This is a genomic window from Romboutsia sp. CE17 (genome assembly GCF_012317385.1).
Lineage (GTDB): Bacteria > Bacillota > Clostridia > Peptostreptococcales > Peptostreptococcaceae > Romboutsia_E.
Genome location: NZ_CP051144.1, coordinates 2,617,796 through 2,643,739, shown reverse-complemented (window position 1 = coordinate 2,643,739; position 25,944 = coordinate 2,617,796). Strand labels below are relative to the sequence as shown.

Below are 25,944 nucleotides of genomic sequence, written 5' to 3'. Positions count from 1 at the left end.
AATAAATGTTAATATAATACTTGTCCGATACGTAAGTGTCAAACAAAATGTGGTTATTATAGCAAAGAGGATACACCTGTTCCCATTCCGAACACAGAAGTTAAGCTCTTTAGCGCTGATGGTACTTGGAGGGCAACCTCCTGGGAGAGTAAGACATAGCCACGTATATGGCCCATTGGTCAAGCGGTCAAGACACCGCCCTTTCACGGCGGTAACAGGGGTTCGATTCCCCTATGGGTCACCAATTAAATATGCGGGTGTAGCTCAATGGTAGAGTTCCGGCCTTCCAAGCCGGCTGTGAGGGTTCGATCCCCTTCACCCGCTCCAAATAACTTATGGGACTATAGCTCAGCTGGGAGAGCACCTGCCTTACAAGCAGGGGGTCACAGGTTCGAGCCCTGTTAGTCCCACCAAATGCGGCCTGGTAGTTCAGCTGGTTAGAATGCCAGCCTGTCACGCTGGAGGTCGAGGGTTCGAGTCCCTTCCAGGTCGCCAATTTAAAATGGGAGTATGGCTCAGTTGGTAGAGCAAATGACTGTTAATCATTGGGTCACAGGTTCGAGTCCTGTTACTCCCGCCAATTTAAAATGGGAATATGGCTCAGTTGGTAGAGCAAATGACTGTTAATCATTGGGTCACAGGTTCGAGTCCTGTTATTCCCGCCAATATGCTGGTGTGGCTCAACGGTAGAGCAGCTGACTTGTAATCAGCAGGTTGTAGGTTCGATTCCTATCACCAGCTCCATGAAAAATACGGAGGATTTCCCGAGCGGCCAAAGGGGGCAGACTGTAAATCTGTTAGCATTGCTTTCGGTGGTTCGAATCCACCATCCTCCACCACCAACTGAATAAGCGGGTGTAGCTCAATGGTAGAGTTCCGGCCTTCCAAGCCGGCTGTGAGGGTTCGATCCCCTTCACCCGCTCCAGTAAAAATGTGGGTGCATAGCTCAGCTGGATAGAGCAACGCCCTTCTAAGGCGTGTGTCCGGGGTTCGAATCCCTGTGCGCTCACCATTTTATAGGGGATTCGCCAAGTCGGTAAGGCATAGCACTTTGACTGCTACATGCGTAGGTTCGAGTCCTGCATCCCCTGCCAAGTAAATATTGCTTTAATGATCCATTAGCTCAGTCGGTAGAGCACCTGACTTTTAATCAGGGTGTCCCGCGTTCGAGTCGCGGATGGATCACCATTTATGGAGAGGTGTCCGAGTGGTTTAAGGAGCTGGTCTTGAAAACCAGTGATGCTTAACGGCACCGTGGGTTCGAATCCCACCCTCTCCGCCATTAAAATTGGAGAAGTACTCAAGTGGCTCAAGAGGATCCCCTGCTAAGGGATTAGGCTGGGTAAACCGGTGCGAGGGTTCGAATCCCTCCTTCTCCGCCAATATAAAGTCGAGGTGTAGCGCAGTTTGGTAGCGCACTTGGTTTGGGACCATGGGGCCGGGGGTTCGAGTCCCTTCACCTCGACCATTAAAGTGGACCATTAGCTCAGTTGGTTAGAGCGCCCGGCTCATAACCGGTAGGTCTGGGGTTCGAGTCCCTGATGGTCCACCATATTAATAACACTATAGGGGTGTAGCTCAGTTGGTAGAGCGTCGGTCTCCAAAACCGTGCGCCGGGGGTTCGAGTCCCTCCACCCCTGCCAACAAGTTTTAACTAAATATAAAACTTTATAAAGTCGAGGTGTAGCGCAGTTTGGTAGCGCACTTGGTTTGGGACCATGGGGCCGGGGGTTCGAGTCCCTTCACCTCGACCATTGATAAGGGCCTATAGCTCAGGTGGTTAGAGCGCACGCCTGATAAGCGTGAGGTCGCTGGTTCGAGTCCAGCTAGGCCCACCAAAATAACCAATGCCCAGATAGCTCAGTCGGTAGAGCAGGGGACTGAAAATCCCCGTGTCGGTGGTTCGATTCCGCCTCTGGGCACCATATATGACATGGCGGTATAGCTTAGTTGGCTAGAGCGTTCGGTTCATACCCGAAAGGTCACAGGTTCGACTCCTGTTACCGCTACCAACTTAACTATATTGAAATAAAATTAAGAACTTTGAAAATTAAACAGTAGGTTAATTTATATAACTTAAATTCTTTTATTAAGAATTAAACACAAACAACCAAGCCAGATATTCAGATAATGATTAGCTGAGCGATGGACAACTTTTATTTGAGAGTTTGATCCTGGCTCAGGATGAACGCTGGCGGCGTGCCTAACACATGCAAGTCGAGCGAACCCTTCGGGGTGAGCGGCGGACGGGTGAGTAACGCGTGGGTAACCTGCCCTATACACACGGATAACGTACCGAAAGGTACGCTAATACGAGATGACATAAGAGATTCGCATGGATTTCTTATCAAAGCTCCGGCGGTATAGGATGGACCCGCGTCTGATTAGCTAGTTGGTAAGGTAACGGCTTACCAAGGCGACGATCAGTAGCCGACCTGAGAGGGTGATCGGCCACATTGGAACTGAGACACGGTCCAAACTCCTACGGGAGGCAGCAGTGGGGAATATTGCACAATGGGCGAAAGCCTGATGCAGCAACGCCGCGTGAGCGATGAAGGCCTTCGGGTCGTAAAGCTCTGTCCTCAAGGAAGATAATGACGGTACTTGAGGAGGAAGCCCCGGCTAACTACGTGCCAGCAGCCGCGGTAATACGTAGGGGGCTAGCGTTATCCGGAATTACTGGGCGTAAAGGGTGCGTAGGTGGTTTCTTAAGTCAGAGGTGAAAGGCTACGGCTCAACCGTAGTAAGCCTTTGAAACTGGGAAACTTGAGTGCAGGAGAGGAGAGTGGAATTCCTAGTGTAGCGGTGAAATGCGTAGATATTAGGAGGAACACCAGTTGCGAAGGCGGCTCTCTGGACTGTAACTGACACTGAGGCACGAAAGCGTGGGGAGCAAACAGGATTAGATACCCTGGTAGTCCACGCCGTAAACGATGAGTACTAGCTGTCGGAGGTTACCCCCTTCGGTGGCGCAGCTAACGCATTAAGTACTCCGCCTGGGAAGTACGCTCGCAAGAGTGAAACTCAAAGGAATTGACGGGGACCCGCACAAGTAGCGGAGCATGTGGTTTAATTCGAAGCAACGCGAAGAACCTTACCTAAGCTTGACATCCTTTTGACCTCTCCCTAATCGGAGATTTCCCTTCGGGGACAGAAGTGACAGGTGGTGCATGGTTGTCGTCAGCTCGTGTCGTGAGATGTTGGGTTAAGTCCCGCAACGAGCGCAACCCTTGCCTTTAGTTGCCAGCATTAAGTTGGGCACTCTAGAGGGACTGCCAGGGATAACCTGGAGGAAGGTGGGGATGACGTCAAATCATCATGCCCCTTATGCTTAGGGCTACACACGTGCTACAATGGGTGGTACAGAGGGCAGCCAAGTCGTGAGGCGGAGCTAATCCCTTAAAGCCATTCTCAGTTCGGATTGTAGGCTGAAACTCGCCTACATGAAGCTGGAGTTACTAGTAATCGCAGATCAGAATGCTGCGGTGAATGCGTTCCCGGGTCTTGTACACACCGCCCGTCACACCATGGGAGTTGGGGGCGCCCGAAGCCGGTTAGCTAACCTTTTGGAAGCGGCCGTCGAAGGTGAAACCAATAACTGGGGTGAAGTCGTAACAAGGTAGCCGTATCGGAAGGTGCGGCTGGATCACCTCCTTTCTAAGGAGAATTGCCTACTGTTTAATTTTGAGGGTTCTTAAAAATCCTTAAAAAAAATATTGACAAGAATCGACAAAGTTATTATAATATAACCTGTTGAAAAAATAATATGGGGGTGTAGCTCAGCTGGGAGAGCACTTGCCTTGCACGCAAGGGGTCAGGAGTTCGATCCTCCTCATCTCCACCATTAACATGCTTTTTAGCATGTATTAGTACTTTGAGCAACGGGATATTCTCAGAGAGAATAGACGTTGGCGATGTACGTTAGTACTTTGAAAATTGCATAACATTTAGTGATATGACATCATTTAATTATAAATAGACAAGACAAGTCTTTAAAATTACAAACTTTAATAACTGGTCAAGTTATTAAGGGTGCAGGGCGGATGCCTTGGCACTAGGAGCCGATGAAGGACGTGATAAGCTGCGATAAGCTTCGGGGAGTTGCACGTAAACTTTGATCCGAAGATTTCCGAATGAGGAAACTCACTTAGAGTAATGTCTAAGTATCGTTAAGTGAATACATAGCTTAGCGAGGGGAACCCGGGGAACTGAAACATCTAAGTACCTGGAGGAAGAGAAAGAAAAATCGATTCCGTAAGTAGCGGCGAGCGAACGCGGAACAGGCCAAACCAATGAAGTTTACTTCGTTGGGGTTGCGGACATGTCATTAACGAAGAGGTATCGTAAGTGAAGAGAGTTGGAAAGCTCCGCTATAAAAGGTAATAGCCCTGTAGCTGAAACGAGAAGACTTTAGACATGATCCAGAGTACCACGGGACACGTGAAACCCTGTGGGAAGCAGGAGGGACCATCCTCCAAGCCTAAATACTACCTAGTGACCGATAGCGCATAGTACCGTGAGGGAAAGGTGAAAAGAACCCCGGGAGGGGAGTGAAATAGAACCTGAAACCCTGTACTTACAAGCTGTGGGAGCACATTTCTTGTGTGACCGCGTACTTTTTGTAGAACGGGCCAACGAGTTACGTTAAGTAGCAAGGTTAAGCACTTAAGGTGTGGAGCCGTAGCGAAAGCGAGTCTTAAATGGGCGATTTAAGTTACTTGGCGTAGACCCGAAACCGGGCGACCTATCCATGAGCAGGTTGAAGCGAAAGTAAAATTTCGTGGAGGACCGAACCCACGAGCGTTGAAAAGCTCGGGGATGACTTGTGGATAGCGGTGAAATTCCAATCGAGCCCGGAGATAGCTGGTTCTCCCCGAAATAGCTTTAGGGCTAGCCTCAAGGTTGAGAGAAGCGGAGGTAGAGCACTGAATGTCCTAGGGGGTATTGCACTTACCGAAGACTATCAAACTCCGAATGCCGTATTCTTATACTTGGGAGTCAGACTGTGGGTGATAAGATTCATAGTCAAGAGGGCAACAGCCCAGATCGTCAGCTAAGGTCCCTAAATGTACGTTAAGTGGTAAAGGATGTGGGATTGCACAGACAACCAGGATGTTGGCTTAGAAGCAGCCACTCATTTAAAGAGTGCGTAATAGCTCACTGGTCGAGTGATCCTGCGCCGAAAATTTCCGGGGCTAAAACGTACTACCGAAGCTACGGCATCATTATGATGGGTAGGGGAGCTTCGTATGCAGGTTGAAGCATGACCGTAAGGACATGTGGACAGTATACGAGTGAGAATGTTGGCATGAGTAGCGAGATGTGGGTGAGAATCCCACAGGCCGTAAACCCAAGGTTTCCAGGGGAAGGTTCGTCCGCCCTGGGTTAGTCAGGACCTAAGCCGAGGCCGAAAGGCGTAGGTGATGGACAACAGGTTGATATTCCTGTACCACCAATAACCGTTTGAGAGATGGGATGACACAGTAGGATAAGCTAACCGTACTGTTGGTTATGTACGGGCAAGCATTGAGGCAGTTCCTATAGGCAAATCCGTAGGAATAATGCTAGGATGTGATGCGGAGCGAAATTTAGTAGCGAAGTAGCTGATTTCACACTGTCGAGAAAAGTCTCTATCGAGGTTAAAGGTGCCTGTACCGCAAACCGACACAGGTGGGTGAGGAGAGTATCCTAAGGCCAGCCAGAGAACTGTTGTTAAGGAACTCGGCAAAATGACCCCGTAACTTCGGGAGAAGGGGTGCCTGCATTTGCAGGCCGCAGAGAATAGGCCCAAGCGACTGTTTACCAAAAACACAGGTTTCTGCTAAGTCGCAAGACGATGTATAGGAGCTGACGCCTGCCCGGTGCTGGAAGGTTAAGGGGATCTGTTAGAGCAATCGAAGCAGTGAACTTAAGCCCCAGTAAACGGCGGCCGTAACTATAACGGTCCTAAGGTAGCGAAATTCCTTGTCGGGTAAGTTCCGACCCGCACGAAAGGCGTAACGATTTGGGCACTGTCTCAACAACAGACTGGGTGAAATTGTAATACCGGTGAAGATGCCGGTTACCTGCGACAGGACGGAAAGACCCCATGGAGCTTTACTGTAGCTTGACATTGGGTCTTGGTACTACATGTACAGGATAGGTGGGAGACTATGAAGCGTGAACGCCAGTTTGCGTGGAGTCACCCTTGGGATACCACCCTTGTAGTACTGGGACTCTAACCATAGGCCATGAATCTGGTCTTGGGACACTGTCAGGTGGGCAGTTTGACTGGGGCGGTCGCCTCCCAAAAAGTAACGGAGGCGCTCAAAGGTTCTCTCAGTACGGTCGGAAATCGTACGTAGAGTGTAAAGGCACAAGAGAGCTTGATTGCAAGACATACAGGTCGAGCAAGGACGAAAGTCGGACTTAGTGATCCGGTGGTTCCGCATGGAAGGGCCATCGCTCAACGGATAAAAGCTACCCTGGGGATAACAGGCTTATCTCCCCCAAGAGTCCACATCGACGGGGAGGTTTGGCACCTCGATGTCGGCTCATCACATCCTGGGGCTGTAGTAGGTCCCAAGGGTTGGGCTGTTCGCCCATTAAAGTGGTACGCGAGCTGGGTTCAGAACGTCGTGAGACAGTTCGGTCCCTATCCGTCGCAGGCGTAGGAAATTTGAGGAGACCTGTCCTTAGTACGAGAGGACCGGGATGGACGCACCTCTGGTGTACCAGTTGTTCTGCCAAGGGCATAGCTGGGTAGCTAAGTGCGGAATGGATAAGCGCTGAAAGCATCTAAGCGCGAAGCCGACTTCAAGATAAGATTTCCCACCGTAAGGGTAAGACCCCAGGAAGACTACCTGGTTGATAGGTCGAAGGTGTAAGTGCAGTAATGTATTTAGCTTATCGATACTAATAGGTCGAGGACTTGACCACAATTTAAATGATAAATTCTAAATGATATGCAGTTTTCAGAGTATTAACTCTAAATAACTTAATAATAAGTTAATCGAAAGATTATGTGGTTACTATAGCAAAGAGGATACACCTGTTCCCATTTCGAACACAGAAGTTAAGCTCTTTAGCGCTGATGGTACTTGGGGGGCAACCTCCTGGGAGAGTAAGACGTAGCCACGTTAAGTGCCGAAGTGGCGGAACTGGCAGACGCACAGGACTTAAAATCCTGCGGGACTTACCTCTCGTACCGGTTCGATTCCGGTCTTCGGCACCATATACAATATCGCGGGGTGGAGCAGTTGGCAGCTCGTCGGGCTCATAACCCGAAGGTCGCAGGTTCAAGTCCTGCCTCCGCAACCATTTAAAATGGCCCATTGGTCAAGCGGTCAAGACACCGCCCTTTCACGGCGGTAACAGGGGTTCGATTCCCCTATGGGTCACCATTTTCCCGGGACTATAGCTCAGCTGGGAGAGCACCTGCCTTACAAGCAGGGGGTCACAGGTTCGAGCCCTGTTAGTCCCACCATTTATGCGGCCTGGTAGTTCAGCTGGTTAGAATGCCAGCCTGTCACGCTGGAGGTCGAGGGTTCGAGTCCCTTCCAGGTCGCCATTTAAGCGGGAATAGTTCAGTGGTAGAGCGCAACCTTGCCAAGGTTGAAGTCGCGAGTTCGAATCTCGTTTCCCGCTCCATTAAAAAATATTATGGGTGCATAGCTCAGCTGGATAGAGCAACGCCCTTCTAAGGCGTGTGTCCGGGGTTCGAATCCCTGTGCGCTCACCAATAAAAAGTTTCACTTTCGTGAAACTTTTTTTTTATTTAAAATAAAATAATAAATATAATTTATAACTTATAACTATATTTTAAATAATTTGTATATACTTATATTAATATAGTATAATACATAGTATAAATGATAAGTAATCATTAAACAGGAGTGTAATACTGTGTTCGATATAAAGTCTTTTTTTGATGGATTTTTAAATATTATCTTAAACATGAAGATATTTGATATAATAGATATATCGATAGTAGCGTACATATTCTATAAGATTTTTATGTTTATAAAAGATACAAGAGCAGAGCAAGTTCTTAAGGGAATAGTATTTTTATTATTAGCTACCCAACTTAGTTCAACTTTTAAATTACATACACTTTATTGGCTGCTTGTAAATACCCTTCAGATAGGTCTTCTAGCAGCAATCATAATTTTTCAACCAGAGCTTAGAGCAGGTTTAGAACATATAGGAAGAGCTCAGTTTAATTTCTTCACAAAAGGAAATAACACAAATGAAGATTTATCTAAGACAATAGAAGAGATTGTAGAGGCACTATACTCTTTATCAAGACAAAAGATAGGTGCGCTTATTATAATGGAAAGAAAGACAAAAATATCAGATATAATAAGTACTGGTACAGAAATAGATGGTGATGTATCAAGACAATTATTAATAAATATATTTATACCAAATACACCATTACATGATGGTGCAGTTGTTATAAGAGATTCAAAAGTAAAAGCAGCAGCTTGTTTTTTACCATTAACCCAAAGTAAAGATTTAAGTAAAGATTTAGGTACTAGACATAGGGCTGGGGTCGGAGTTAGTGAGGTATCCGACTGCATAACTTTGATAGTTTCAGAAGAGACAGGAGATGTTTCTATAGCTAAATCAGGCAAACTATACAGAAATATATCTAAAGAGAGAATGACTAATATATTACAAAATAATTTAAAAGGAAGTACAGAGGAAAAAAGTTTTTTAAAAGGCGGTATATTTAAATGATTGAAAAGCTTAAAGAAAATACAAAAATAAAGTTAATATCTCTCTTAAGTGCCATAGTATTATGGATGTATGTAATGGCTGTAGTAGATCCACAAGAGACAAAAGTATTTGAAGGAGTACCAGTATCAATTACTAATATAGATGAACTAAAAGATGATAATTTTGTTGTATACCCAGAGGTAGACTTAACTACAGATGTATACGTAACTGGAAAATTATCTGCTTTGAAAAATATATCTAAAGATGACATTACAGTATATGGAACTATAACTGATGCTAAAGAAGGTAATAATGCAGTTTACTTAAAAGTAAACACTTCAAAAGGCGTTTCATGCAATCTTAAGCCAGACACACTAATAATACCATTAGATAGAGTTGTGGAAGAAAGAAGATCTATAGATGTAGTAGTTGAAGGAAAATATAAAAGCTACTTAGATACATTAAAATTAGAAGAAGATAGTATTAAGATATATGGTCCTAGAACACTAGTAGGATTAGTTCAAAAGATACAAGCAACATTAACTCTAGATGTTAAAAAGGATAACTTTACAACAAGTTTAAAACTTACACCTGTAGATGAAAATGGTAATAAGGTAGATGGTGTAACTCTTGAAACTGAATCAGTAAATGCAAATATATCTTTATTAGTTGAAAAAAGTGTACCAATAAATGTAGTATTTAGTGATAATAATGATAATATAAATCAATATGAATTAAGTCAAAGCAGTATAACTATAAGAGGAAGAAAGCAAATTATAGATGCTACGACTTCTATTAATACTAAAGCTATTGACGTGTCTAATATTACATCAGATGAATCTAAGGAAGTACAATTAGATATACCTCAGGGGATAGAAATAGATACTAATACAAAGATAACTATAAAGTTTGGAATATTAAAAGAGCTAAATACTAAGTTTTTATATTCAAAAGATGAAGTAGAACTTAGAAATAGTGATTCGGTGGATGTATCTACACTTAATCTACCAAATGAGATAGAGGTAGAAGTAGAGTATTCAAATGATATTTCAACTCTTAGTAAATCCGATATTATTTTATATATTGATTTATCAGATGAAGGTAATGATTATAAGATAAAATATGAATCCAAATATGAGTTTAAATCAGTTAAGATAAATCCAAGTACAATAACTAAATAAAAAAATAAGGTATAAGTAATTTTTAAATTGCTTATACCTTATTTTTTAGTTGAGTAATATTAAGTAAATCTATAGTTATGTATGCAATATAAGTTGGAATAAAATAAGCTTTACAACGGATACGATATAATGTAAAAGAATGTATAATTATAATGAAATATAAAGAAAATAAATAAAAATGATAAAAAAAGACAATAAAATACTGTTTCTGTTGTCTTTTTTTTTTATTAGTATTAAAATACTCATATGACTTATAATATCAAGTATAACAAATATGAAAATAATAGAATATATATAGATAATAGTATATTTATAAAGCTTTTCAAATTGAAAGGAGATCATTAATGAGAAAGTATTTTGGTACAGATGGAGTAAGAGGTGTAGCTAATACAGAATTAACTTGTGATTTAGCCTATAAATTAGGTAGAGCTGGTGGTTATGTACTAGCACAAGGAGACCATAGAGTAAAAGTTATAGTAGGTAAGGATACTAGAATATCAGGAGATATGTTAGAAGCTTCATTAATATCAGGATTAATGTCTGTTGGTTGCGATGTTATAACTGTAGGAGTAGTACCTACACCAGCAGTTGCTTATTTGACTAAGAAATATAATGCTGATTGTGGTGTTGTAATATCTGCATCTCATAATCCAGTAGAATATAATGGTATAAAATTTTTTAATAAAGATGGATATAAATTAGACGATGAAATAGAACTAGAAATAGAAAAATATATAGATGATATAAATAAAGTACAAAGTTCACCAATAGGGGAACATGTAGGAAGAAGAATACACAAGCATGATGCTAAAATAGATTATGTAAATTATCTAAAATCAATAATAAAAACAGATTTTAAAGGACTAAAAGTTGTACTAGACTGCGCTAATGGAGCAGCTTATGAAGTAGCACCAACTGTATTTAAAGAATTAGGTGCAGAAGTAATATCTATAAATAGTACGCCAGATGGGAATAATATAAATTATAAATGTGGATCAACTCATCCTGAGCAACTTAGATCAGCTGTTTTAGAACATAATGCAGATTTAGGTCTAGCTTATGATGGTGATGCAGACCGATTAATTGCTGTAGATGAAAAGGGACGTATTGTAGATGGCGATCACATAATGATATTAAGTGCTATACACTTAAAGAAGAAGAATCAATTAACTAAAGATACTTTAGTTGTAACTGTAATGAGTAACATAGGTTTAACTATAGCTGCTAAGGAGCATGGTATAAATCTAGCAACTACAGCTGTGGGAGATAGATATGTACTTGAAGAAATGAAAAATAGTGGTTATAATTTAGGAGGAGAACAATCAGGTCACATGATATTCTTAGATTATAACACTACTGGAGATGGAGTTTTAAGTTCATTAGTACTTTCTAAAATAGTACTTGAAGAAAATAAAACTTTATCAGAGCTTGCATCAGTTATGACTCAATACCCACAAGTTTTAGTTAATGCAAGAATAAGTAATGAAAATAAAAATAGATATATGGAAGTAAAAGAAATAAGCGATGAAATATCTAGAATAGAAAGCTTATTAGATGGTTGTGGAAGAGTTTTAATAAGACCATCAGGAACAGAGCCATTAGTAAGAGTTATGTTAGAAGGTAAAGAGGAAGGTCAAATAAAAGAATTAGCTACAAACCTAGCTAACCTTATACAAGAAAAGTTATCTTAAAAAATATAGGTTGGAAACTTAAATTTGAGTTTCCAATCTTATTTGATAAGCGCCAGAACTTAGATATCGTCTCTTTTTAATTAAATACATTAGTTCTAAGTTGACGAGGACAGAGTTAATCGAATTATCGGCGGATGCTCTGCGGTGTGTTTACCATCGAAGAACTTCTTTAAAACATAGGAGTGATCCTTTGCACAAAGAGAAGCTCAAGTAAACTTATATGACCTACTCTTAAAAAATATATTAATTTTTTTAGGAGGCTACAAAATATGTGTGGTATAGTTGGATATTTAGGAAAAAGACAAGCAACAGAGGTTCTTGTAGAAGGGCTTTCGAAGCTTGAGTATAGAGGATATGACTCAGCAGGTGTTGCAGTAAATGTTGGAAATGAATTAGAAATAAGAAAATTTAAAGGAAGACTTGCGATATTAGCAGAGGACTTAGAGAGAAATCCTATAAATGGAGGACTTGGAATAGGGCATACAAGATGGGCAACTCATGGTGAGCCATCTGATGTAAACTCACATCCTCATTTTAATATGAAGAAAACAATAGCTGTAGTTCATAATGGTATAATAGAAAACTACATGGAATTAAGAGAAGAATTACAGGCAGAAGGTGTTGTGTTCTTATCTCAAACAGATACAGAAGTAGTTGCTCACTTAGTAGATAAGTTCTATGAAGGAAACTTACTAGATGCTGTTTATAAGGCAACTGAAAAGTTAAGAGGTGCATACGCATTAGGTGTTATATGCAAGGATAATGACAATGAATTAGTAGCTGTAAGAAAAGATAGTCCATTAATAGTAGGTCTTGGAGAAGGTGAAAACTTTATAGCTTCAGATATACCTGCAATATTAAAATATACTAGAAATGTTTATTTCTTAGAAAATGATGAATATGTTCATATACAAGGATCTAATGTAACTATTTTAGATGAAAATAAGAATGTTATTGAAAAATCAGTAAATGAAATAACTTGGGATGTTGAAGCGGCTTCAAAAGGTGGATATGATCATTTCATGTTAAAAGAAATATATGAACAGCCAAATGGTGTTAAAGAAACATTATTAAGAAGATTAAATGCTAATGGAGAAATCCAATTAGATGATATAAAAATGACTAAAGAAGATTTAGATAAAATAAACAGAGTTTATATAGTTGCCTGTGGTACTGCATACCATGCAGGACTTGTTGGTAAATATGCAATAGAAAAGTTTGCTCATATACCAGTAATAACTGATATAGCATCTGAATTTAGATATAGAGACCCATTCATAGATGATAAGACTTTATTAATATTAGTAAGTCAATCAGGTGAAACTGCTGATACTTTAGCCTCTTTAAGATATGCTAAAGAAAAAGGAGCTAGAATATTATCAGTAACTAACGTTGTTGGTTCTTCTATAGCTAGAGAATCTGATGATGTATTCTACACTTGGGCAGGACCTGAAATATCAGTTGCATCAACTAAAGCATATACTACTCAATTAGTTTCATTCTATATGATAGCTTTAGACTTTGCTATAAAGAAAGGAACTATAACTAGAGCATACTATAATGAAATGATAGAAAAATTAAAAGAAATGCCAGAATTAGTTACTAAAGCTTTAGAACAAGAAACTCATATAAAAGAAGATGTAGCAAAAGAATTAAAAAATGCTACAAGTGCTTTCTACTTAGGTAGAGGGTTAGATTATAACCTAGCTATGGAAGGTGCTTTAAAAATAAAGGAAATATCTTATATACATGCAGAAGCATTTGCCGCTGGAGAATTAAAACACGGTACAATAGCATTAATAGAAGAAGGAACACCTGTTATAGCAATAGCAACTCAAGAAGAACTATTTGAAAAAATGGTTTCTAATATGCAAGAAGTTAAAGCAAGAGGAGCTTATGTTATAGCTGTTGCTCAAGAGCACAATAAAGAAGTAGAAAAAGCAGCTGATAAGGTAATATATATACCAAATGTTGATGATGTATTATCAAGTATATTAACTGTTTTACCACTTCAACTATTATCTTACTATGTTGCAGTTCAAAGAGGCTGTGATGTAGATAAGCCAAGAAACTTAGCAAAATCAGTAACTGTTGAATAAAAAAATAAAGGTGGGTTTTTACCCATCTTTATTTTTTTGTAGCAAAAAGTAAAGTATATCCTCTATAAAATTGTTAATAATTTAAATATAAATTTAGAATTTTAAGGGGGCGCTTTTATGAAAAATATAAAATACATTGCTTTGTTTATATCATTAGTTCTATTAGGAGCAATGTCATCTTATGCAGAAATAAAATTAGACAATTCTTATAATAGATTTTTAGAAGCTTTTGAAAGTACTCAAGCTGATTTCAAGTTTTATAATATTAAAGCAAATGCACCAATTGATTATGATATAAGCAAAGATGAAATAAAAAGTATTTGTTTAGATATCATTAATGATTTAGGAATGGAAGAAAGTAATGTGAAACTTGAAGATAAATGGAATAATAATGAAAAACAAATTTATATTCAAGCTGAAAATGATAATACTAGTATATCAGTAATTGGAATTAAAAAAAATAGTTCTGAATCCTATATAATGGTTGACATATTAGATAATAAAGTATATAAAAATATAGTAGATATTTATGCTATTTTGAAAAATTCTCTGGATAAATTTTCTTATCAGGCTGAAATATACACTTGTATAGCTGGAGAATATAGCAAAAAGTTACAAATTGATAAATATAATGATATTTTAGATGAAATATTATATAATATGAATGCTGAAGTTATAGAAAAGGTACAAGAAGAAAACTTTTTATCTATAACAGCATATAGTAAAGTATTAAAAGAAAATTACTTAGAATGTTTTGGAAATAAGATAAATTTAAATATAGGAATTAGGTATAGTGAAGATGACGAGAGAACTCTCATATACATTGCTACACCAATAATAAAATTAGATTATTAATGAGGAGATCATAAAAGATGGCTAAAATAATTGTAAAAAAGAGTAACCCACTTAAAGGTAGTGTTAAAATAGATGGAGCAAAAAATGCAGTATTACCAATAATAGCAGCAACATTATTAGCAAAAGGAAAATCAGTAATAAAAGAAGTACCTAATTTAAGAGATGTGCATGTTATATCTGATTTATTAAGACATTTAGGTGCAGAAGTTGAGTATGAAAATAAAACATTAACTGTAGATGCTACGAACATAACTACATGTGAAGCACCATATGAATTAGTTAGAAAAATGAGAGCATCATTCTTAGTTATGGGACCATTATTATCTAGATTTAATCATACAAAAATCTCTATGCCAGGAGGATGCGCTATAGGAACTAGACCAATAGATTTACACTTAAAAGGATTTAGATGTTTAGGTGCAGATGTTGAAATAGATCATGGATTTGTTGAAGCAAAAACTGAAAAATTAAAAGGATGCAAGCTATATTTAGACTTTCCATCAGTAGGAGCAACTGAGAATATAATGATGGCAGCTTCTTTAGCTGAAGGAACTACTATAATAGAAAATGCAGCTGAAGAACCAGAAATAGTAGACTTAGCTAATTTCTTAAATGAAATGGGAGCAGATATAAAAGGTGCAGGAACTAATACTATAAGAATTAAAGGTGTTAAAGAATTAAAAGGTGCAGAGCATACAGTAATACCAGATAGAATAGAAGCAGCTACTTATATGGTAGCAGCAGCTATGACTAAAGGTGATATAACTATAGAAAATGTACTAATGGAGCACTTAAAGCCAGTTACAGCTAAATTAAAAGAAGCTGGATGTAAAATAATAGAATTAGAAAATGCTGTTAGAGTTATAGGACCAGAAACTTTAAAGCCAATAGATATAAAAACTTTACCACATCCAGGATTCCCTACAGATGTTCAAGCACAGTTTATGGCAATGCTTACTATAGCAAAGGGAACTGGAGTAGTTATAGAGACTGTTTTTGAAAATAGATATATGCACGTTGCAGAATTTAACAGAATGGGTGCAAATATAAAAATAGAAGGAAGAACTGCTGTAGTTAAAGGTGTCGATCAATTATATGGAGCTAAAGTTAATGCTACAGACTTAAGAGCAGGAGCAGCTCTTATACTATGTGGACTTATAGCTGAAGGTGATACTGAAATAGGTGAAATCTATCATATACAAAGAGGATATGTAGATATAGATAAGAAAATAACTGCATTAGGTGGAAACATCGAAATAGTAGAAGAATAATTAATATGCAATATAATGCTTAAGTAATATATAAATAGGGTTTTTCATATACTGTAAAGATATTAGCTAATCTAAGGAGGAAATAGTATATGAAGAACCCTTTAGTAATTTTAGTAGGACTAGTTTTTCTATGTATATTTGTACCAGTAGTAGTAAGCACGACCCTCTATGATGATGTAGAAGCTAGCAATCAAAGTGATGAAATTAATATAGAAAAACAAAATGAAAATGAATCCAAAGAATTAATTAACTATGAATCTGTAGATAAAGATGCACCAACAATTAAAGTATATAATCATATTAAAGGCATATCAGAGTCGATGAATATTGAAACTTATTTATATGGAGTTTTAGCAGGAGAGATGTCAGCTAAATTTGATATAGAGGCTCTTAAAGCTCAAGCAATAGCAGCTAGAACTTTTGTAATATATAAAAAGGAAAATCCAAATTCAAGCGGTCATAAAAATTCTGTAGTATGTACTGACTATAAACATTGTCAGGAATATAAAAGTTATGAAACTTTAAAAGAAACAAATGGAAGTCAATGGATGGAAGAATACTATACCAAAATAAAGGAAGCTGTAGATAGCACAAAAGGTCAAATACTAGTTTATAACAATAAGGCAATATTACCTTTATATTTTTCAACATCTTCTGGGAAGACAGAAAATAGTGAAGAGGTATTTTCAAATCAATATCCCTATTTAAAATCTGTAGATAGTCCATATGATGGAGAATCACCTAAGTATACATCACAAATCACTATGAGTAAATCAGAATTTATTAATGTTATAACTAAAAACTACCCTAGTATAACATTAAATTCAAATAGCTTAGAAAGTAATATAAAAATATTAAGTAGAAGTGAAGGTGGGTCAGTAAGTGAAATTAAAGTAGGAAATAAAGAACTTACTGGAGTAAATATTAGAAGTATATTTAATCTTAACTCAGCAAATTTTGAAATAAAATTTAATGATGATGATGTTATTTTTAATATAAAAGGGTATGGACATGGAGTAGGAATGAGTCAATGGGGAGCTCAAGGTATGGCAGAAGAAGGCTTTTTATACTATGAAATTTTAAAGCACTATTATACAGGAACAGATATTAAAGATTTATATTAAAAGTATAAAAATATATAGCTAAATTGTATAAAATTAGAAAATCCAGGAAACACTTCAAATGTATTAATATATTTGGAGGTGCTGTATGAAGAAAAAATTATTAGAAAATGATATTTTTTATCTATCATTATTTGTATGTGTTTGTTTGGTAGCAGTAGGTGGAGTTTGGCTTACAAATAATAATGTAAATAAATTAGCTAGCAATGATAAACTTGTAGATGATACTAGTAAAAATGAAGAAATACATTTAATAGATAGTGATAAAAAAGAAGAAGCAATACCAACAACAACTGACTCTGAGCAAAATCTAAGTCAAGCTAAAGAAAATGAAAAAAGCTCTGAAAGTAAATTAAATTTTTTAGGTAGTAAGATTATAAGAGAATATTCAGAGAAAGAACCTAGTTATTCAGAAACTTTAAATGTATGGGAAGTACATAAAGGTATTGATGTAAGTACAAAAAAAGACCAAGAAATTAAATCTTTAATGAATGGTACTGTATTAGATGTATATAAAGACGATGAGTACGGAATGTCTGTAAAAATACAATCTGAAGATGACACAATAGTAGTTTATTCAAATTTAAGTGAAGATATGAAAGTGAAAAAAAATGACAAAATAACAGAAGGTCAATGCATAGGACTAGCTGGGAATACAACAACAGTTGAAAGTAAAGAAGACCAACATATTCATGTAGAAGCATTTAAGGGAGAGGAATCAATAGATCCAATGTCTTTAATAAATTAAAAAGTATAACAGGCTTAATCATTATGATAAAGTCTGTTATATTTTTTTGTATTTTTACATATATATCATTAAGGCTAATACATGAGGGAGGGGAAGTCTTGAAATCGCATATAGAGGAAAGAGCCATAATTGTAGCAAAATATATACTAGAGAAAAATACAACTGTTAGACAAACCGCTAAAACTTTTGGAGTAAGTAAGAGTACTATTCATAAAGATGTAACCGAACGATTAGAAGAAATAAACCCATCTCTAGCGCAAGAGGTTAAGAAAGTTTTAGAAAAAAATAAATCAGAAAGACACATCAGAGGAGGATTAGCGACTAAGCTAAAATATGAAAAAGAAAACAAAAAAGATGTAGGTTAAAACCTACATCTTTTTCTTGACTAAACTGTGAAATTTGTATATCTTGTATCTAGGAGTATATAGACAAATTCAAATATAAAAATCAAAGAGGAGTTGAAGAAATGGCTAGAGTTGACATAGGTATAGACTTAGGGACGGCCAACGTAATAGTTTATGTAAGTGGGAAAGGTATAGTTTTAGAAGAACCTTCTGTGGTTGCAATTGATACAAGAACAAATTCAGTGTTAGCAGTAGGTGAAGAAGCAAGAAGAATGATAGGGAGAACACCAGGGAATATAGTAGCTATAAGACCGTTAAGAGACGGTGTAATATCAGACTATGATGTGACGGAAAAAATGTTAAAGTATTTTGTTGAGAAAGTAGTAGATAAAAAAGGTTTCGGAAGATTTTTCATGCCAAGAATAATGGTATGTGTACCAACTGGGGTTACAGAAGTCGAAAAAAGAGCGGTAGAAGAAGCAACAAGACAAGCTGGTGCAAGAGAAGTTTATATAATAGAAGAGCCTATAGCTGCAGCAATAGGAGCTGGAATAGATATATCTCAACCACATGGTAATATGGTTATTGATATTGGTGGAGGAACTACTGATATAGCTGTTATATCATTAGGAGGAGCTGTTGTTAGTGAATCTATAAAAATAGGTGGAGATAAATTTGATGAAGCTATAGTTAGATATATTAAAAAGCAAAAGAATCTTTTAATTGGAGAAAGAAGTGCAGAAAAGTTAAAGATAGAAATAGGTACAGCTATTAAAACTGAAGAAGAAAGAGAAATGAAAATAAGCGGAAGAAACTTAGTTACAGGTCTTCCAGAGTCAATGCAAATATCATCTTCAGAAATTTTAGAAGCTATAAATGAGTGCATAGAGCAAATAGTTATTGCTACACGTTATGTATTAGAGCAAACGCCTCCAGAGTTAGCAGCGGATATAAGTGATAGAGGTATTATAATGACTGGCGGAGGGTCTTTATTAAGAGGATTAGATAAAAAGATCGAAAAAAGTACAGGTATTAATGTAGTAGTTGCAGAAGATACTTTATCTTGTGTAGCTAAAGGAACAGGAAGTTCATTAAGTTCTTTAGATTTATTAGAGACAGGTGGAACATTCAAGAAAAGATAATAGAATTTTAAATAAAAAGATAAAAGGGCATATAATGAAATAAATTTAGAAAATATCTTTTTTTAGATATTTATTAATTTTATTTTATTACTGCCCTTTATTTTTGTTATATGATTTACAAACATTAGGTAGCTAAAAGAAGTGAGAGTGCGATAGTTTCGGATAACTCTAATACGAAACTAAGTCTGACATTATTGAATGAAAACCTATTATTTTCATCGATTTTATCTACAATACCTACTATAGAATAACTACCAACTTGAGGGAGTTTTTTTCCAACACCTTTACCAGGCAGAATAGGTCCTTTTCTTACTTGTATGTTACCTATACTATTTTTAGATCCGAGACAAGCATCAATAGCTAAAAATTCTCCTTTAGGATGGAGATTTTTTATTTCCTCTAGTGACTCATATATATTTAAGGCATGAATAGGATTATCTAAGGTACCGTAAACAGGGTATTTAAAATCACTATTTTTTAGCATAGTTCCAATTAAAGGCCCTAGAGCATCGCCTATAGCCCGATCTGTTCCTATACAAATAACAATAGTATTTTCACTTATTATATCTTTGAGTATTAAGCTTAATACTTGTGCTACATTTTCTTTTTTATAATTTACTTTAGCTAAATACATAGGAACACCCCCTTCAAAAATATATGAACATGTAATTTAGAAAATGATAATTTTAAACTACATAAAAATATCATATTTATAATATGAAAATAAAATATGAATAGTTACCCTTAATATATATTATATAGTTAAAGATATAAAAACTTGTTATATTTAGATAGCAATAATTGACATATATAAATATATAGACTTGACAGTTAAAATGAAAAATAGTAATATAATAAGTATATTAATATGTATATTTTTTATTATATTTAAATAAAAATGAATCTTAATAATAAATATGAAAATATTTATTACCTTATCAAGAGAGGCTGAGGGATAGGCCCTATGACGCCCAGCAACCGCCCTAACGGGAAAAGGTGCTAATTCCTACAAGATTTTTTAAAATCTTGAAAGATGAGGTTAGTTAATTAATACATTGAATTTGTGATAATTAACCTCTTCTTGTATAAGGAGAGGTTTTTTTAATTGTAATGATACCAATTAATATAGACCTCGAAAATTTATACGAAATAAATATACAGTTTATGAAGTTAAAGGGAGGATACGAAATGGCAAGACATTTATTTACATCAGAATCAGTTACAGAAGGACATCCAGATAAAATATGTGATCAAATATCAGATGCAATACTAGATGCATTATTAGAAAAAGATCCACTATCAAGAGTAGCTTGCGAAACAACAGTTACAACTGGATTAGTTTTAGTGGCAGGAGAAATAACAACATCAGCATATGTTGATATTCCTAAATTAGTTAGACATACAGTAGAAGAAATTGGATATACAAGAGCCAAGTTCGGATTTGACTGCAACACTTGTGCTGTAATAACATCTATAGATGAGCAATCAAGAGATATTGCTATGGGTGTTGATGAAGCTTTAGAAAATAAATCAGGAGAAATTACTGAAGATGAAATAGAAAATGTAGGAGCAGGGGATCAAGGTATAATGTTTGGTTTTGCATGTAATGAAACTGAAGAATTAATGCCTCTACCAATATCATTAGCACATAAATTATCTAGAAGACTTACTGAAGTTAGAAAATCAGGCTTATTAAATTACTTAAGACCAGACGGAAAAACACAAGTAACAGTTGAATACGATGGAAATAAGGCTGTAAGAGTGCATACAGTACTTATATCAACTCAACACTCTGAAGATGTGGACAATGATACAATAAGAAAGGATTTAATAGAACATGTAATCAAGTATGTTATACCAGCTGAATTACTTGATGAAGAAACTATGATATATATAAATCCAACAGGAAGATTTGTCATAGGAGGGCCACAAGGGGATACAGGCCTTACTGGAAGAAAAATAATAATAGATACTTACGGAGGATACTCTAGACATGGTGGAGGAGCATTCTCAGGAAAGGATCCAACTAAAGTTGATAGATCTGCTGCTTATGCTGCAAGATATGTTGCTAAAAATATAGTTGCTGCAGGTCTTGCAGACAAGTGTGAAATAGAATTAGCTTATGCTATAGGTGTAGCTAGACCATTATCAATATTCATAGATACTTTTGGGACTGGAAAAGTTTCAGAAGAGAAATTAGTTGAATTAGTAAATAAAAACTTTGACTTAAGACCAGGTGCAATAATAAGAGACTTAGACTTAAGAAAGCCAATATATAAGCAAGTTGCTGCTTATGGACATTTTGGAAGAACTGATTTAGATTTACCATGGGAAAGAACTGATAAGGCAGAAGCATTAAAAGCTCAAGCTTTAGTTTAATTAATTAATCTATTATATAGAAGAGAGCATGATTCAAATTATATTTGAACCATGCTCTTTATTTTATTAAGTATTAAATGTATAATAGTAGCAAATTAGGTATATGATAAAAACACTATTTGTTTGTAGGAGAAATGATATGGAAAGATTAGAAGGAACGATAAGTGATATTGTATTTAAAAATGAAGATAATGGATATACAATAGCTCATTTAGCTAATAGCATGGATGAAGTTGTAATCGTAGGCTGTATGCCAACTTTATCAGTAGGAGAGAGTATAGAGGTTGAAGGTAAATGGGTTAATCATAAAACTTATGGAACTCAATTTGAGGTTAGTAAGTTTATGCCAGTTACACCAACTTCTGTGGAAGGAATATATTCTTACTTAGCATCAGGAATGATACATGGTATAGGAGAAAAAATGGCTAAGAGAATTATTGATAAGTTTGGTGTGAATACCTTAGATATAATACAAAAAAATCCAGAACGTTTAGAAGAAGTTGAGGGTATAGGCGGTAAAAAATTAAAACAAATAGTAAAAAGCTACGAAGAAAACCGAGAGCTTAGAAATATTATAATAGAGCTATCTCCATATGGTATAACTCCTAATTATTGCTTGAAAATATATAAAAAGTATAAAAATAAATCTATTGATATTATAAATAAAAATCCATATAGATTAGCAGAAGATATAAGAGGTATTGGCTTTAAGATAGCAGATGAAATAGCAAGTAAGATAGGGATAGATAAGTATTCAGATGATAGAATATGTCAAGGAATACTATATGCCTTGAATCAGTCTTTAAGCAGCGGACATACATATTTGCCAAAGGGACTTTTAATACAAGAGTCTAGAAAAATATTAGATGTAGATGAGTCTATGATAGATAACTGTATAATGTCTTTAGCATACGATCAAAAGATTCATATAGAACTAATGAATAATCAGCAGTTAATCTATCTTATGCCATATTACATGTCAGAAAATGGTGTTTGCAAACAAATAATAAAGCTATCTCAATGTGAATTTGATGACCTAAATATAAATATTGATGAAGAAATTAGATATATAGAAGAAGAGGAAAATATAAAATTAGCTAAAAATCAAATTTTAGCTGTGAAAGAAGCTATAAATACAGGTGTATTAGTAGTTACGGGAGGGCCTGGTACTGGAAAAACAACAACAATAAATACTATTATTAAAGTATTCGAAAATAACAAAAAAAAGGTTGTTTTAGCAGCTCCTACAGGTCGTGCAGCTAAAAGGATGAGTGAAACATCTCAAAGAGAAGCTAAGACAATACATAGATTACTAGAAATGGGATTTGCAACAGATAGTGATGATTTAATGTTTTTAAAAAATGAAGAAGACCCTATAAATGCTGATGTTGTTATTTTGGATGAAGTATCTATGGTAGATATATTATTGATGTATAGTTTACTTAGAGCAATAAAGCCAGGAACAAGGGTTATATTAGTAGGAGATAGTGATCAGTTGCCTTCTGTTGGAGCTGGAAATGTTTTAAAAGATATAATTGATTCTGATGTAATAAATGTAGTTAAATTAAATGAAATTTTTAGACAAGCTCAAGAAAGTATGATAGTAGTAAATGCCCATAAGATTAATAAAGGAGAGCCATTATATTTAAATGTTAAAGGTAAAGACTTCTTTTTTATAAGGAAAAATACTAACGAAGAAATATTAGAAGAAATAGTTGAAATTGTAAGTAAAAGATTACCTAATTTTTACAAGTTTGATAAAATGAAGGATATTCAAGTGCTTGCATCTATGAGAAAAGGAGATGTAGGAGTAACGAATCTTAATATGGCTCTACAGAAAAGTCTAAATAAACCAGAAAAATTTAAAGTTGAAGAAAATTTTGCTAAGAGAACTTTTAGAGTTGGTGATAAAGTTATGCAAATTAAAAACAACTACACTAAAAAATGGGAAAGTGAAGATAGAAGAGATAGTGGAGAAGGTATATATAATGGAGATATTGGATATATATACCATATAGATAAAGAAAATAAAAAAGTATATGTTCTATTTGATCAAATTAAAATAGTTGAATATACTTATGATGAGCTAGATGAATTAGATCATAGTTTTTGTACAACCATACATAAGAGTCAAGGGAGTGAATTTCCTGCAGTAGTTATACCTATAACTTGGGCTCCGCCTATGTTATTAAGTAGAAATCTATTATATACAGCAGTAACTAGAGCTAAAAAATTAGTTGTGCTAGTTGGAGATGTTAAGTATTTAGAGTACATGATAAAAAATAATAGAACTAATGATAGATATTCTAATTTATCTAATAAATTAAATAAATTTAAACAAGAGGGGCTGTTATTAAAATAATATGTATTGGCATCAAATATTTAATTTATTTTTAGATTTTATTTATCCAGAAAATATAAGTTGTATTTTATGCGATAAACCAATAAAAATTACTAATACGTATTCTTTATGTAAGGATTGTTTTAAAGAATTACATTTTATAAAAGATGGTTGTATAAAATGCGGAAAACCAATAATATATCACTCTTTGGAAAAACAAGATATAGAAGGATGTAGTTATTGCTTTAATAAAAGTTTCTATTTTGATAAATCAATATCCTGTATAGAATATAATGATATAAGTAAACAACTAATTTTAGGATTAAAATATAAAAATAAAACGTATATTTCAAAGTATATATCTAATATAATCAAAGAAAAATTAGAATTAGAAAATATTAAATTTGATTATATAACTTTTGTACCATTACATAGAAAAAGATTAAGAAAAAGAGGATTTAATCAGTCAGAAAAAATAGCCAAGTATTTAAGTAAAGAAATAAACGTACCTATTTCAGATTGCATTTATAGAAAAGAAAATACAAAAAAATTATATAGCTTAACAAAAAAAGAAAGAGAATTAGAGTTGAAAAATGCATTTCGTTTAAATGAAAATATAATAAATATAAAAAATAAAGATATATTGCTCATAGATGATATTTTTACAACAGGAGCTACATCAAATGAGATATCAAAGATTTTAAAATTAAATGAAGTTAGAAAAGTATATGTAATGACTTTATTAACAAAAAGTAATGATAGGTATGTAAAGGTAGAAAATTAGCTTGACATATAGTTTATAAAATAATAAAATAATTAGGTGATATTTTAGGTCTGTGGTTGAAAGTCCAAGCCAGTTGCAGGCAAAAGGATCCACGTAAGTTAATACTAAAAATGGTGTTAATGATCATGGTGCAGCTTAGAAGTAAGACCTACCGATACAAAATCGAGAGAGTTAGTAGTGCGGCAAACCCAAGCGAACCCTCCAGTAGGCGAGTGTGGGGTCAAAGACCAGGTCAGCTAAATATCCAAAAGTACCTTTATAGGTGCTTTTTTTTTATCAAAAATTATTTTTATAAATAAAATAAAAAAAGAATTAAAAGAGTATAATAATATCATAAAATAAAATAATATGTTGAAATTTGACATCAATACACAGATTAATAACAATATATGCAAAAAAATGTGGATATATTATTATTAATAAATAGCTAAAAATACACAGTTATTAAAGTTATTAACAAAATTATACACATTATCCACAGGATATGTAGTTGATAATAATCCACATATAAACAATTAAAAAAAAATATGTAATAGAATACTTTATTCGACAGTATATAAAACTTATAAAAGTTAACAATAAAAATAAAGGATTAGATGAATCGATAAAGAATATATTTATGAAAGTATAAGTAGATTTTTATACTGCTATAACTGAAGGGAGATGTTCTTATGAATATAATAATATCTGGTAAACAAATGGATTTAACTGAAGCAATAAAAGGTGCCATTGAGGATAAAATAGGAAAATTAGATTATTACCTTCATCCAGAAACTGAAGTAAAAGTTACAGTAAGTGCTAAAAAAGCTCGCCATACAATAGAAGTAACAATAATCCCTATAAGTGGGCCTATTATAAGAGCTGAAGATAGTGAAGAAAATTTATATGCTGCAATTGATATTGTTTATGATAAATTGAATAAGCAATTAAGAAAATATAAAAAGAGACTACAAGATAGACATAAATCTAATGAAAGCATAAGATTTGAAGTTGTAGATATAGATGTAGATGAGGATTTTGAAGATGATCAAGAAAATTTAGATATAGTTATAAAAAGAAGTAAAAAATTTGATATGAAACCAATGAGTCCAGAGGAAGCCGTATTACAAATGGAATTAATAGAACATGAATTTTATATGTTCAGAAATATAGATACTAATGAAATTGCTATAGTTTATAAACGTAAAAATGGTGGATATGGAATGATAGAGCATGAATAATATGATTTAAGAATTAGAAAAGCTACTAATAGTATTATTGGTAGCTTTAAATATTTTTTTGTTATTTT

The 25,944-nt window shown here is 35.0% G+C and carries 15 protein-coding genes, 29 tRNA genes, 4 rRNA genes and 1 riboswitch; of the genes, 47 read left to right on the top strand and 1 reads right to left on the bottom strand.

The features are described 5' to 3' along the window. Positions 1-48 precede the first annotated feature (48 nt). The 43 genes from rrf (HF520_RS12675) (at position 49) to HF520_RS12465 (ending at position 19,152) form a co-directional block, all read left to right on the top strand. Positions 49-165, top strand: a 5S ribosomal RNA gene (gene rrf, locus HF520_RS12675). A 4-nt stretch (positions 166-169) separates the two neighbouring features. After that, positions 170-244 (top strand) — tRNA-Glu (locus HF520_RS12670). Between the two features lie 9 nt (positions 245-253). Then, a tRNA-Gly gene (locus HF520_RS12665) sits at positions 254-327 on the top strand. A 10-nt stretch (positions 328-337) separates the two neighbouring features. Further along, positions 338-413: transfer RNA gene (locus HF520_RS12660), tRNA-Val, on the top strand. Between the two features lie 5 nt (positions 414-418). Beyond that, positions 419-495, top strand: a tRNA-Asp gene (locus HF520_RS12655). Between the two features lie 9 nt (positions 496-504). Then, positions 505-580, top strand: a tRNA-Asn gene (locus tag HF520_RS12650). 9 nt (positions 581-589) lie between these two features. Then, positions 590-665, top strand: a tRNA-Asn gene (locus tag HF520_RS12645). Positions 666-669: 4 nt separating this feature from the next. Beyond that, positions 670-744: transfer RNA gene (locus HF520_RS12640), tRNA-Thr, on the top strand. 10 nt (positions 745-754) lie between these two features. Beyond that, positions 755-839: transfer RNA gene (locus HF520_RS12635), tRNA-Tyr, on the top strand. 12 nt (positions 840-851) lie between these two features. Next, positions 852-925, top strand: a tRNA-Gly gene (locus tag HF520_RS12630). 10 nt (positions 926-935) lie between these two features. Further along, positions 936-1,012 (top strand) — tRNA-Arg (locus HF520_RS12625). 6 nt (positions 1,013-1,018) lie between these two features. Continuing rightward, a tRNA-Gln gene (locus tag HF520_RS12620) sits at positions 1,019-1,094 on the top strand. Between the two features lie 18 nt (positions 1,095-1,112). Then, positions 1,113-1,188, top strand: a tRNA-Lys gene (locus HF520_RS12615). Between the two features lie 5 nt (positions 1,189-1,193). Further along, a tRNA-Ser gene (locus HF520_RS12610) sits at positions 1,194-1,282 on the top strand. Between the two features lie 8 nt (positions 1,283-1,290). Further along, positions 1,291-1,382, top strand: a tRNA-Ser gene (locus HF520_RS12605). Between the two features lie 9 nt (positions 1,383-1,391). Then, positions 1,392-1,468 (top strand) — tRNA-Pro (locus tag HF520_RS12600). Positions 1,469-1,475: 7 nt separating this feature from the next. Continuing rightward, a tRNA-Ile gene (locus HF520_RS12595) sits at positions 1,476-1,552 on the top strand. A gap of 15 nt (positions 1,553-1,567) precedes the next feature. Next, positions 1,568-1,643 (top strand) — tRNA-Trp (locus tag HF520_RS12590). A gap of 34 nt (positions 1,644-1,677) precedes the next feature. Continuing rightward, a tRNA-Pro gene (locus HF520_RS12585) sits at positions 1,678-1,754 on the top strand. A gap of 7 nt (positions 1,755-1,761) precedes the next feature. Next, positions 1,762-1,838, top strand: a tRNA-Ile gene (locus tag HF520_RS12580). Positions 1,839-1,849: 11 nt separating this feature from the next. Then, positions 1,850-1,925: transfer RNA gene (locus HF520_RS12575), tRNA-Phe, on the top strand. A 10-nt stretch (positions 1,926-1,935) separates the two neighbouring features. Then, positions 1,936-2,012 (top strand) — tRNA-Met (locus HF520_RS12570). Positions 2,013-2,156: 144 nt separating this feature from the next. Beyond that, positions 2,157-3,657: ribosomal RNA gene (locus HF520_RS12565) — 16S ribosomal RNA — on the top strand. A 111-nt stretch (positions 3,658-3,768) separates the two neighbouring features. Continuing rightward, positions 3,769-3,844 (top strand) — tRNA-Ala (locus HF520_RS12560). Between the two features lie 172 nt (positions 3,845-4,016). Then, a 23S ribosomal RNA gene (locus HF520_RS12555) occupies positions 4,017-6,918 on the top strand. A gap of 84 nt (positions 6,919-7,002) precedes the next feature. Beyond that, a 5S ribosomal RNA gene (rrf, locus tag HF520_RS12550) occupies positions 7,003-7,119 on the top strand. The 16S, 23S and 5S rRNA genes sit together here with 29 tRNA genes alongside, the layout of an rRNA operon. 5 nt (positions 7,120-7,124) lie before the next feature. Next, positions 7,125-7,213, top strand: a tRNA-Leu gene (locus tag HF520_RS12545). A 10-nt stretch (positions 7,214-7,223) separates the two neighbouring features. Further along, positions 7,224-7,299, top strand: a tRNA-Met gene (locus tag HF520_RS12540). Positions 7,300-7,307: 8 nt separating this feature from the next. Further along, positions 7,308-7,382: transfer RNA gene (locus HF520_RS12535), tRNA-Glu, on the top strand. Positions 7,383-7,389: 7 nt separating this feature from the next. Next, positions 7,390-7,465, top strand: a tRNA-Val gene (locus HF520_RS12530). Between the two features lie 7 nt (positions 7,466-7,472). Further along, positions 7,473-7,549, top strand: a tRNA-Asp gene (locus tag HF520_RS12525). A 5-nt stretch (positions 7,550-7,554) separates the two neighbouring features. Then, positions 7,555-7,629 (top strand) — tRNA-Gly (locus HF520_RS12520). A gap of 14 nt (positions 7,630-7,643) precedes the next feature. Next, a tRNA-Arg gene (locus tag HF520_RS12515) sits at positions 7,644-7,720 on the top strand. A gap of 164 nt (positions 7,721-7,884) precedes the next feature. Then, on the top strand, positions 7,885-8,721 hold the full coding sequence (gene cdaA, locus HF520_RS12510) for a diadenylate cyclase CdaA (RefSeq protein WP_207711005.1): 837 nt from the start codon (positions 7,885-7,887) through the stop codon (positions 8,719-8,721). Further along, positions 8,718-9,881 (top strand): CdaR family protein, encoded by a 1,164-nt coding sequence (locus HF520_RS12505; protein ID WP_168574340.1) that lies wholly within the window; start codon positions 8,718-8,720, stop codon positions 9,879-9,881. The genes cdaA and HF520_RS12505 overlap by 4 nt, the downstream gene beginning before the upstream one ends. Before the next feature lie 344 nt (positions 9,882-10,225). Next, on the top strand, positions 10,226-11,572 hold the full coding sequence (glmM, locus tag HF520_RS12500) for a phosphoglucosamine mutase (protein WP_168574339.1): 1,347 nt from the start codon (positions 10,226-10,228) through the stop codon (positions 11,570-11,572). A gap of 269 nt (positions 11,573-11,841) precedes the next feature. Continuing rightward, the gene (gene glmS / locus HF520_RS12495; protein ID WP_168574338.1) at positions 11,842-13,671 is read left to right on the top strand and encodes a glutamine--fructose-6-phosphate transaminase (isomerizing); all 1,830 of its coding nucleotides are present in this window, start codon (positions 11,842-11,844) and stop codon (positions 13,669-13,671) included. A gap of 117 nt (positions 13,672-13,788) precedes the next feature. Beyond that, positions 13,789-14,526: a YwmB family TATA-box binding protein gene (locus HF520_RS12490; RefSeq protein WP_168574337.1), complete on the top strand. Its 738-nt coding sequence runs from the start codon at positions 13,789-13,791 to the stop codon at positions 14,524-14,526. A 17-nt stretch (positions 14,527-14,543) separates the two neighbouring features. After that, complete coding sequence (murA, locus tag HF520_RS12485) at positions 14,544-15,797, top strand: UDP-N-acetylglucosamine 1-carboxyvinyltransferase (RefSeq protein ID WP_168574336.1); 1,254 nt, start codon at positions 14,544-14,546, stop codon at positions 15,795-15,797. Between the two features lie 89 nt (positions 15,798-15,886). Continuing rightward, the gene (spoIID, locus tag HF520_RS12480; protein ID WP_168574335.1) at positions 15,887-16,921 is read left to right on the top strand and encodes a stage II sporulation protein D; all 1,035 of its coding nucleotides are present in this window, start codon (positions 15,887-15,889) and stop codon (positions 16,919-16,921) included. Positions 16,922-17,006: 85 nt separating this feature from the next. Beyond that, the gene (locus HF520_RS12475; RefSeq protein WP_168574334.1) at positions 17,007-17,666 is read left to right on the top strand and encodes a M23 family metallopeptidase; all 660 of its coding nucleotides are present in this window, start codon (positions 17,007-17,009) and stop codon (positions 17,664-17,666) included. Between the two features lie 98 nt (positions 17,667-17,764). Continuing rightward, positions 17,765-18,031 carry a sporulation transcriptional regulator SpoIIID gene (gene spoIIID, locus HF520_RS12470; RefSeq protein WP_168574333.1) on the top strand — a complete coding sequence of 89 codons (267 nt, stop codon included), beginning with the start codon at positions 17,765-17,767 and terminating at the stop codon, positions 18,029-18,031. A 101-nt stretch (positions 18,032-18,132) separates the two neighbouring features. Continuing rightward, positions 18,133-19,152 carry a rod shape-determining protein gene (locus HF520_RS12465; protein WP_168574332.1) on the top strand — a complete coding sequence of 340 codons (1,020 nt, stop codon included), beginning with the start codon at positions 18,133-18,135 and terminating at the stop codon, positions 19,150-19,152. 124 nt (positions 19,153-19,276) lie between these two features. Here the strand turns inward: HF520_RS12465 and yyaC are convergent, their stop codons facing one another. Next, complete coding sequence (yyaC, locus tag HF520_RS12460; protein WP_168574331.1) at positions 19,277-19,786, bottom strand: spore protease YyaC; 510 nt, start codon at positions 19,784-19,786, stop codon at positions 19,277-19,279. 298 nt (positions 19,787-20,084) lie between these two features. Beyond that, a riboswitch (SAM riboswitch) is annotated at positions 20,085-20,192 on the top strand. A 148-nt stretch (positions 20,193-20,340) separates the two neighbouring features. Here yyaC and metK point away from each other — a divergent pair. The 4 genes from metK (at position 20,341) to hpf (ending at position 25,876) form a co-directional block, all read left to right on the top strand. Beyond that, positions 20,341-21,531: a methionine adenosyltransferase gene (gene metK / locus HF520_RS12455; protein WP_168574330.1), complete on the top strand. Its 1,191-nt coding sequence runs from the start codon at positions 20,341-20,343 to the stop codon at positions 21,529-21,531. A gap of 139 nt (positions 21,532-21,670) precedes the next feature. Continuing rightward, on the top strand, positions 21,671-23,893 hold the full coding sequence (gene recD2, locus HF520_RS12450; RefSeq protein WP_168574329.1) for an SF1B family DNA helicase RecD2: 2,223 nt from the start codon (positions 21,671-21,673) through the stop codon (positions 23,891-23,893). Position 23,894: 1 nt separating this feature from the next. Then, positions 23,895-24,656, top strand: a complete 762-nt coding sequence (locus HF520_RS12445; RefSeq protein WP_168574328.1) for a ComF family protein — start codon at positions 23,895-23,897, stop codon at positions 24,654-24,656. A gap of 671 nt (positions 24,657-25,327) precedes the next feature. Beyond that, on the top strand, positions 25,328-25,876 hold the full coding sequence (gene hpf / locus HF520_RS12440; protein WP_168574327.1) for a ribosome hibernation-promoting factor, HPF/YfiA family: 549 nt from the start codon (positions 25,328-25,330) through the stop codon (positions 25,874-25,876). The last annotated feature ends 68 nt before the right edge of the window (positions 25,877-25,944 follow it).

Excerpts from the sequence above, each read along its gene's own strand:
- HF520_RS12490 (WP_168574337.1), top strand. The coding sequence starts at position 13,789 with ATGAAAAATATAAAATACATTGCTTTGTTTATATCATTAGTTCTATTA.
- yyaC (WP_168574331.1), bottom strand. The coding sequence starts at position 19,786 with ATGTATTTAGCTAAAGTAAATTATAAAAAAGAAAATGTAGCACAAGTA.
- spoIID (WP_168574335.1), top strand. The coding sequence starts at position 15,887 with ATGAAGAACCCTTTAGTAATTTTAGTAGGACTAGTTTTTCTATGTATA.
- HF520_RS12465 (WP_168574332.1), top strand. The coding sequence starts at position 18,133 with ATGGCTAGAGTTGACATAGGTATAGACTTAGGGACGGCCAACGTAATA.
- glmM (WP_168574339.1), top strand. The coding sequence starts at position 10,226 with ATGAGAAAGTATTTTGGTACAGATGGAGTAAGAGGTGTAGCTAATACA.
- HF520_RS12475 (WP_168574334.1), top strand. The coding sequence starts at position 17,007 with ATGAAGAAAAAATTATTAGAAAATGATATTTTTTATCTATCATTATTT.
- hpf (WP_168574327.1), top strand. The coding sequence starts at position 25,328 with ATGAATATAATAATATCTGGTAAACAAATGGATTTAACTGAAGCAATA.
- glmS (WP_168574338.1), top strand. The coding sequence starts at position 11,842 with ATGTGTGGTATAGTTGGATATTTAGGAAAAAGACAAGCAACAGAGGTT.
- metK (WP_168574330.1), top strand. The coding sequence starts at position 20,341 with ATGGCAAGACATTTATTTACATCAGAATCAGTTACAGAAGGACATCCA.
- recD2 (WP_168574329.1), top strand. The coding sequence starts at position 21,671 with ATGGAAAGATTAGAAGGAACGATAAGTGATATTGTATTTAAAAATGAA.
- HF520_RS12445 (WP_168574328.1), top strand. The coding sequence starts at position 23,895 with ATGTATTGGCATCAAATATTTAATTTATTTTTAGATTTTATTTATCCA.
- murA (WP_168574336.1), top strand. The coding sequence starts at position 14,544 with ATGGCTAAAATAATTGTAAAAAAGAGTAACCCACTTAAAGGTAGTGTT.
- HF520_RS12505 (WP_168574340.1), top strand. The coding sequence starts at position 8,718 with ATGATTGAAAAGCTTAAAGAAAATACAAAAATAAAGTTAATATCTCTC.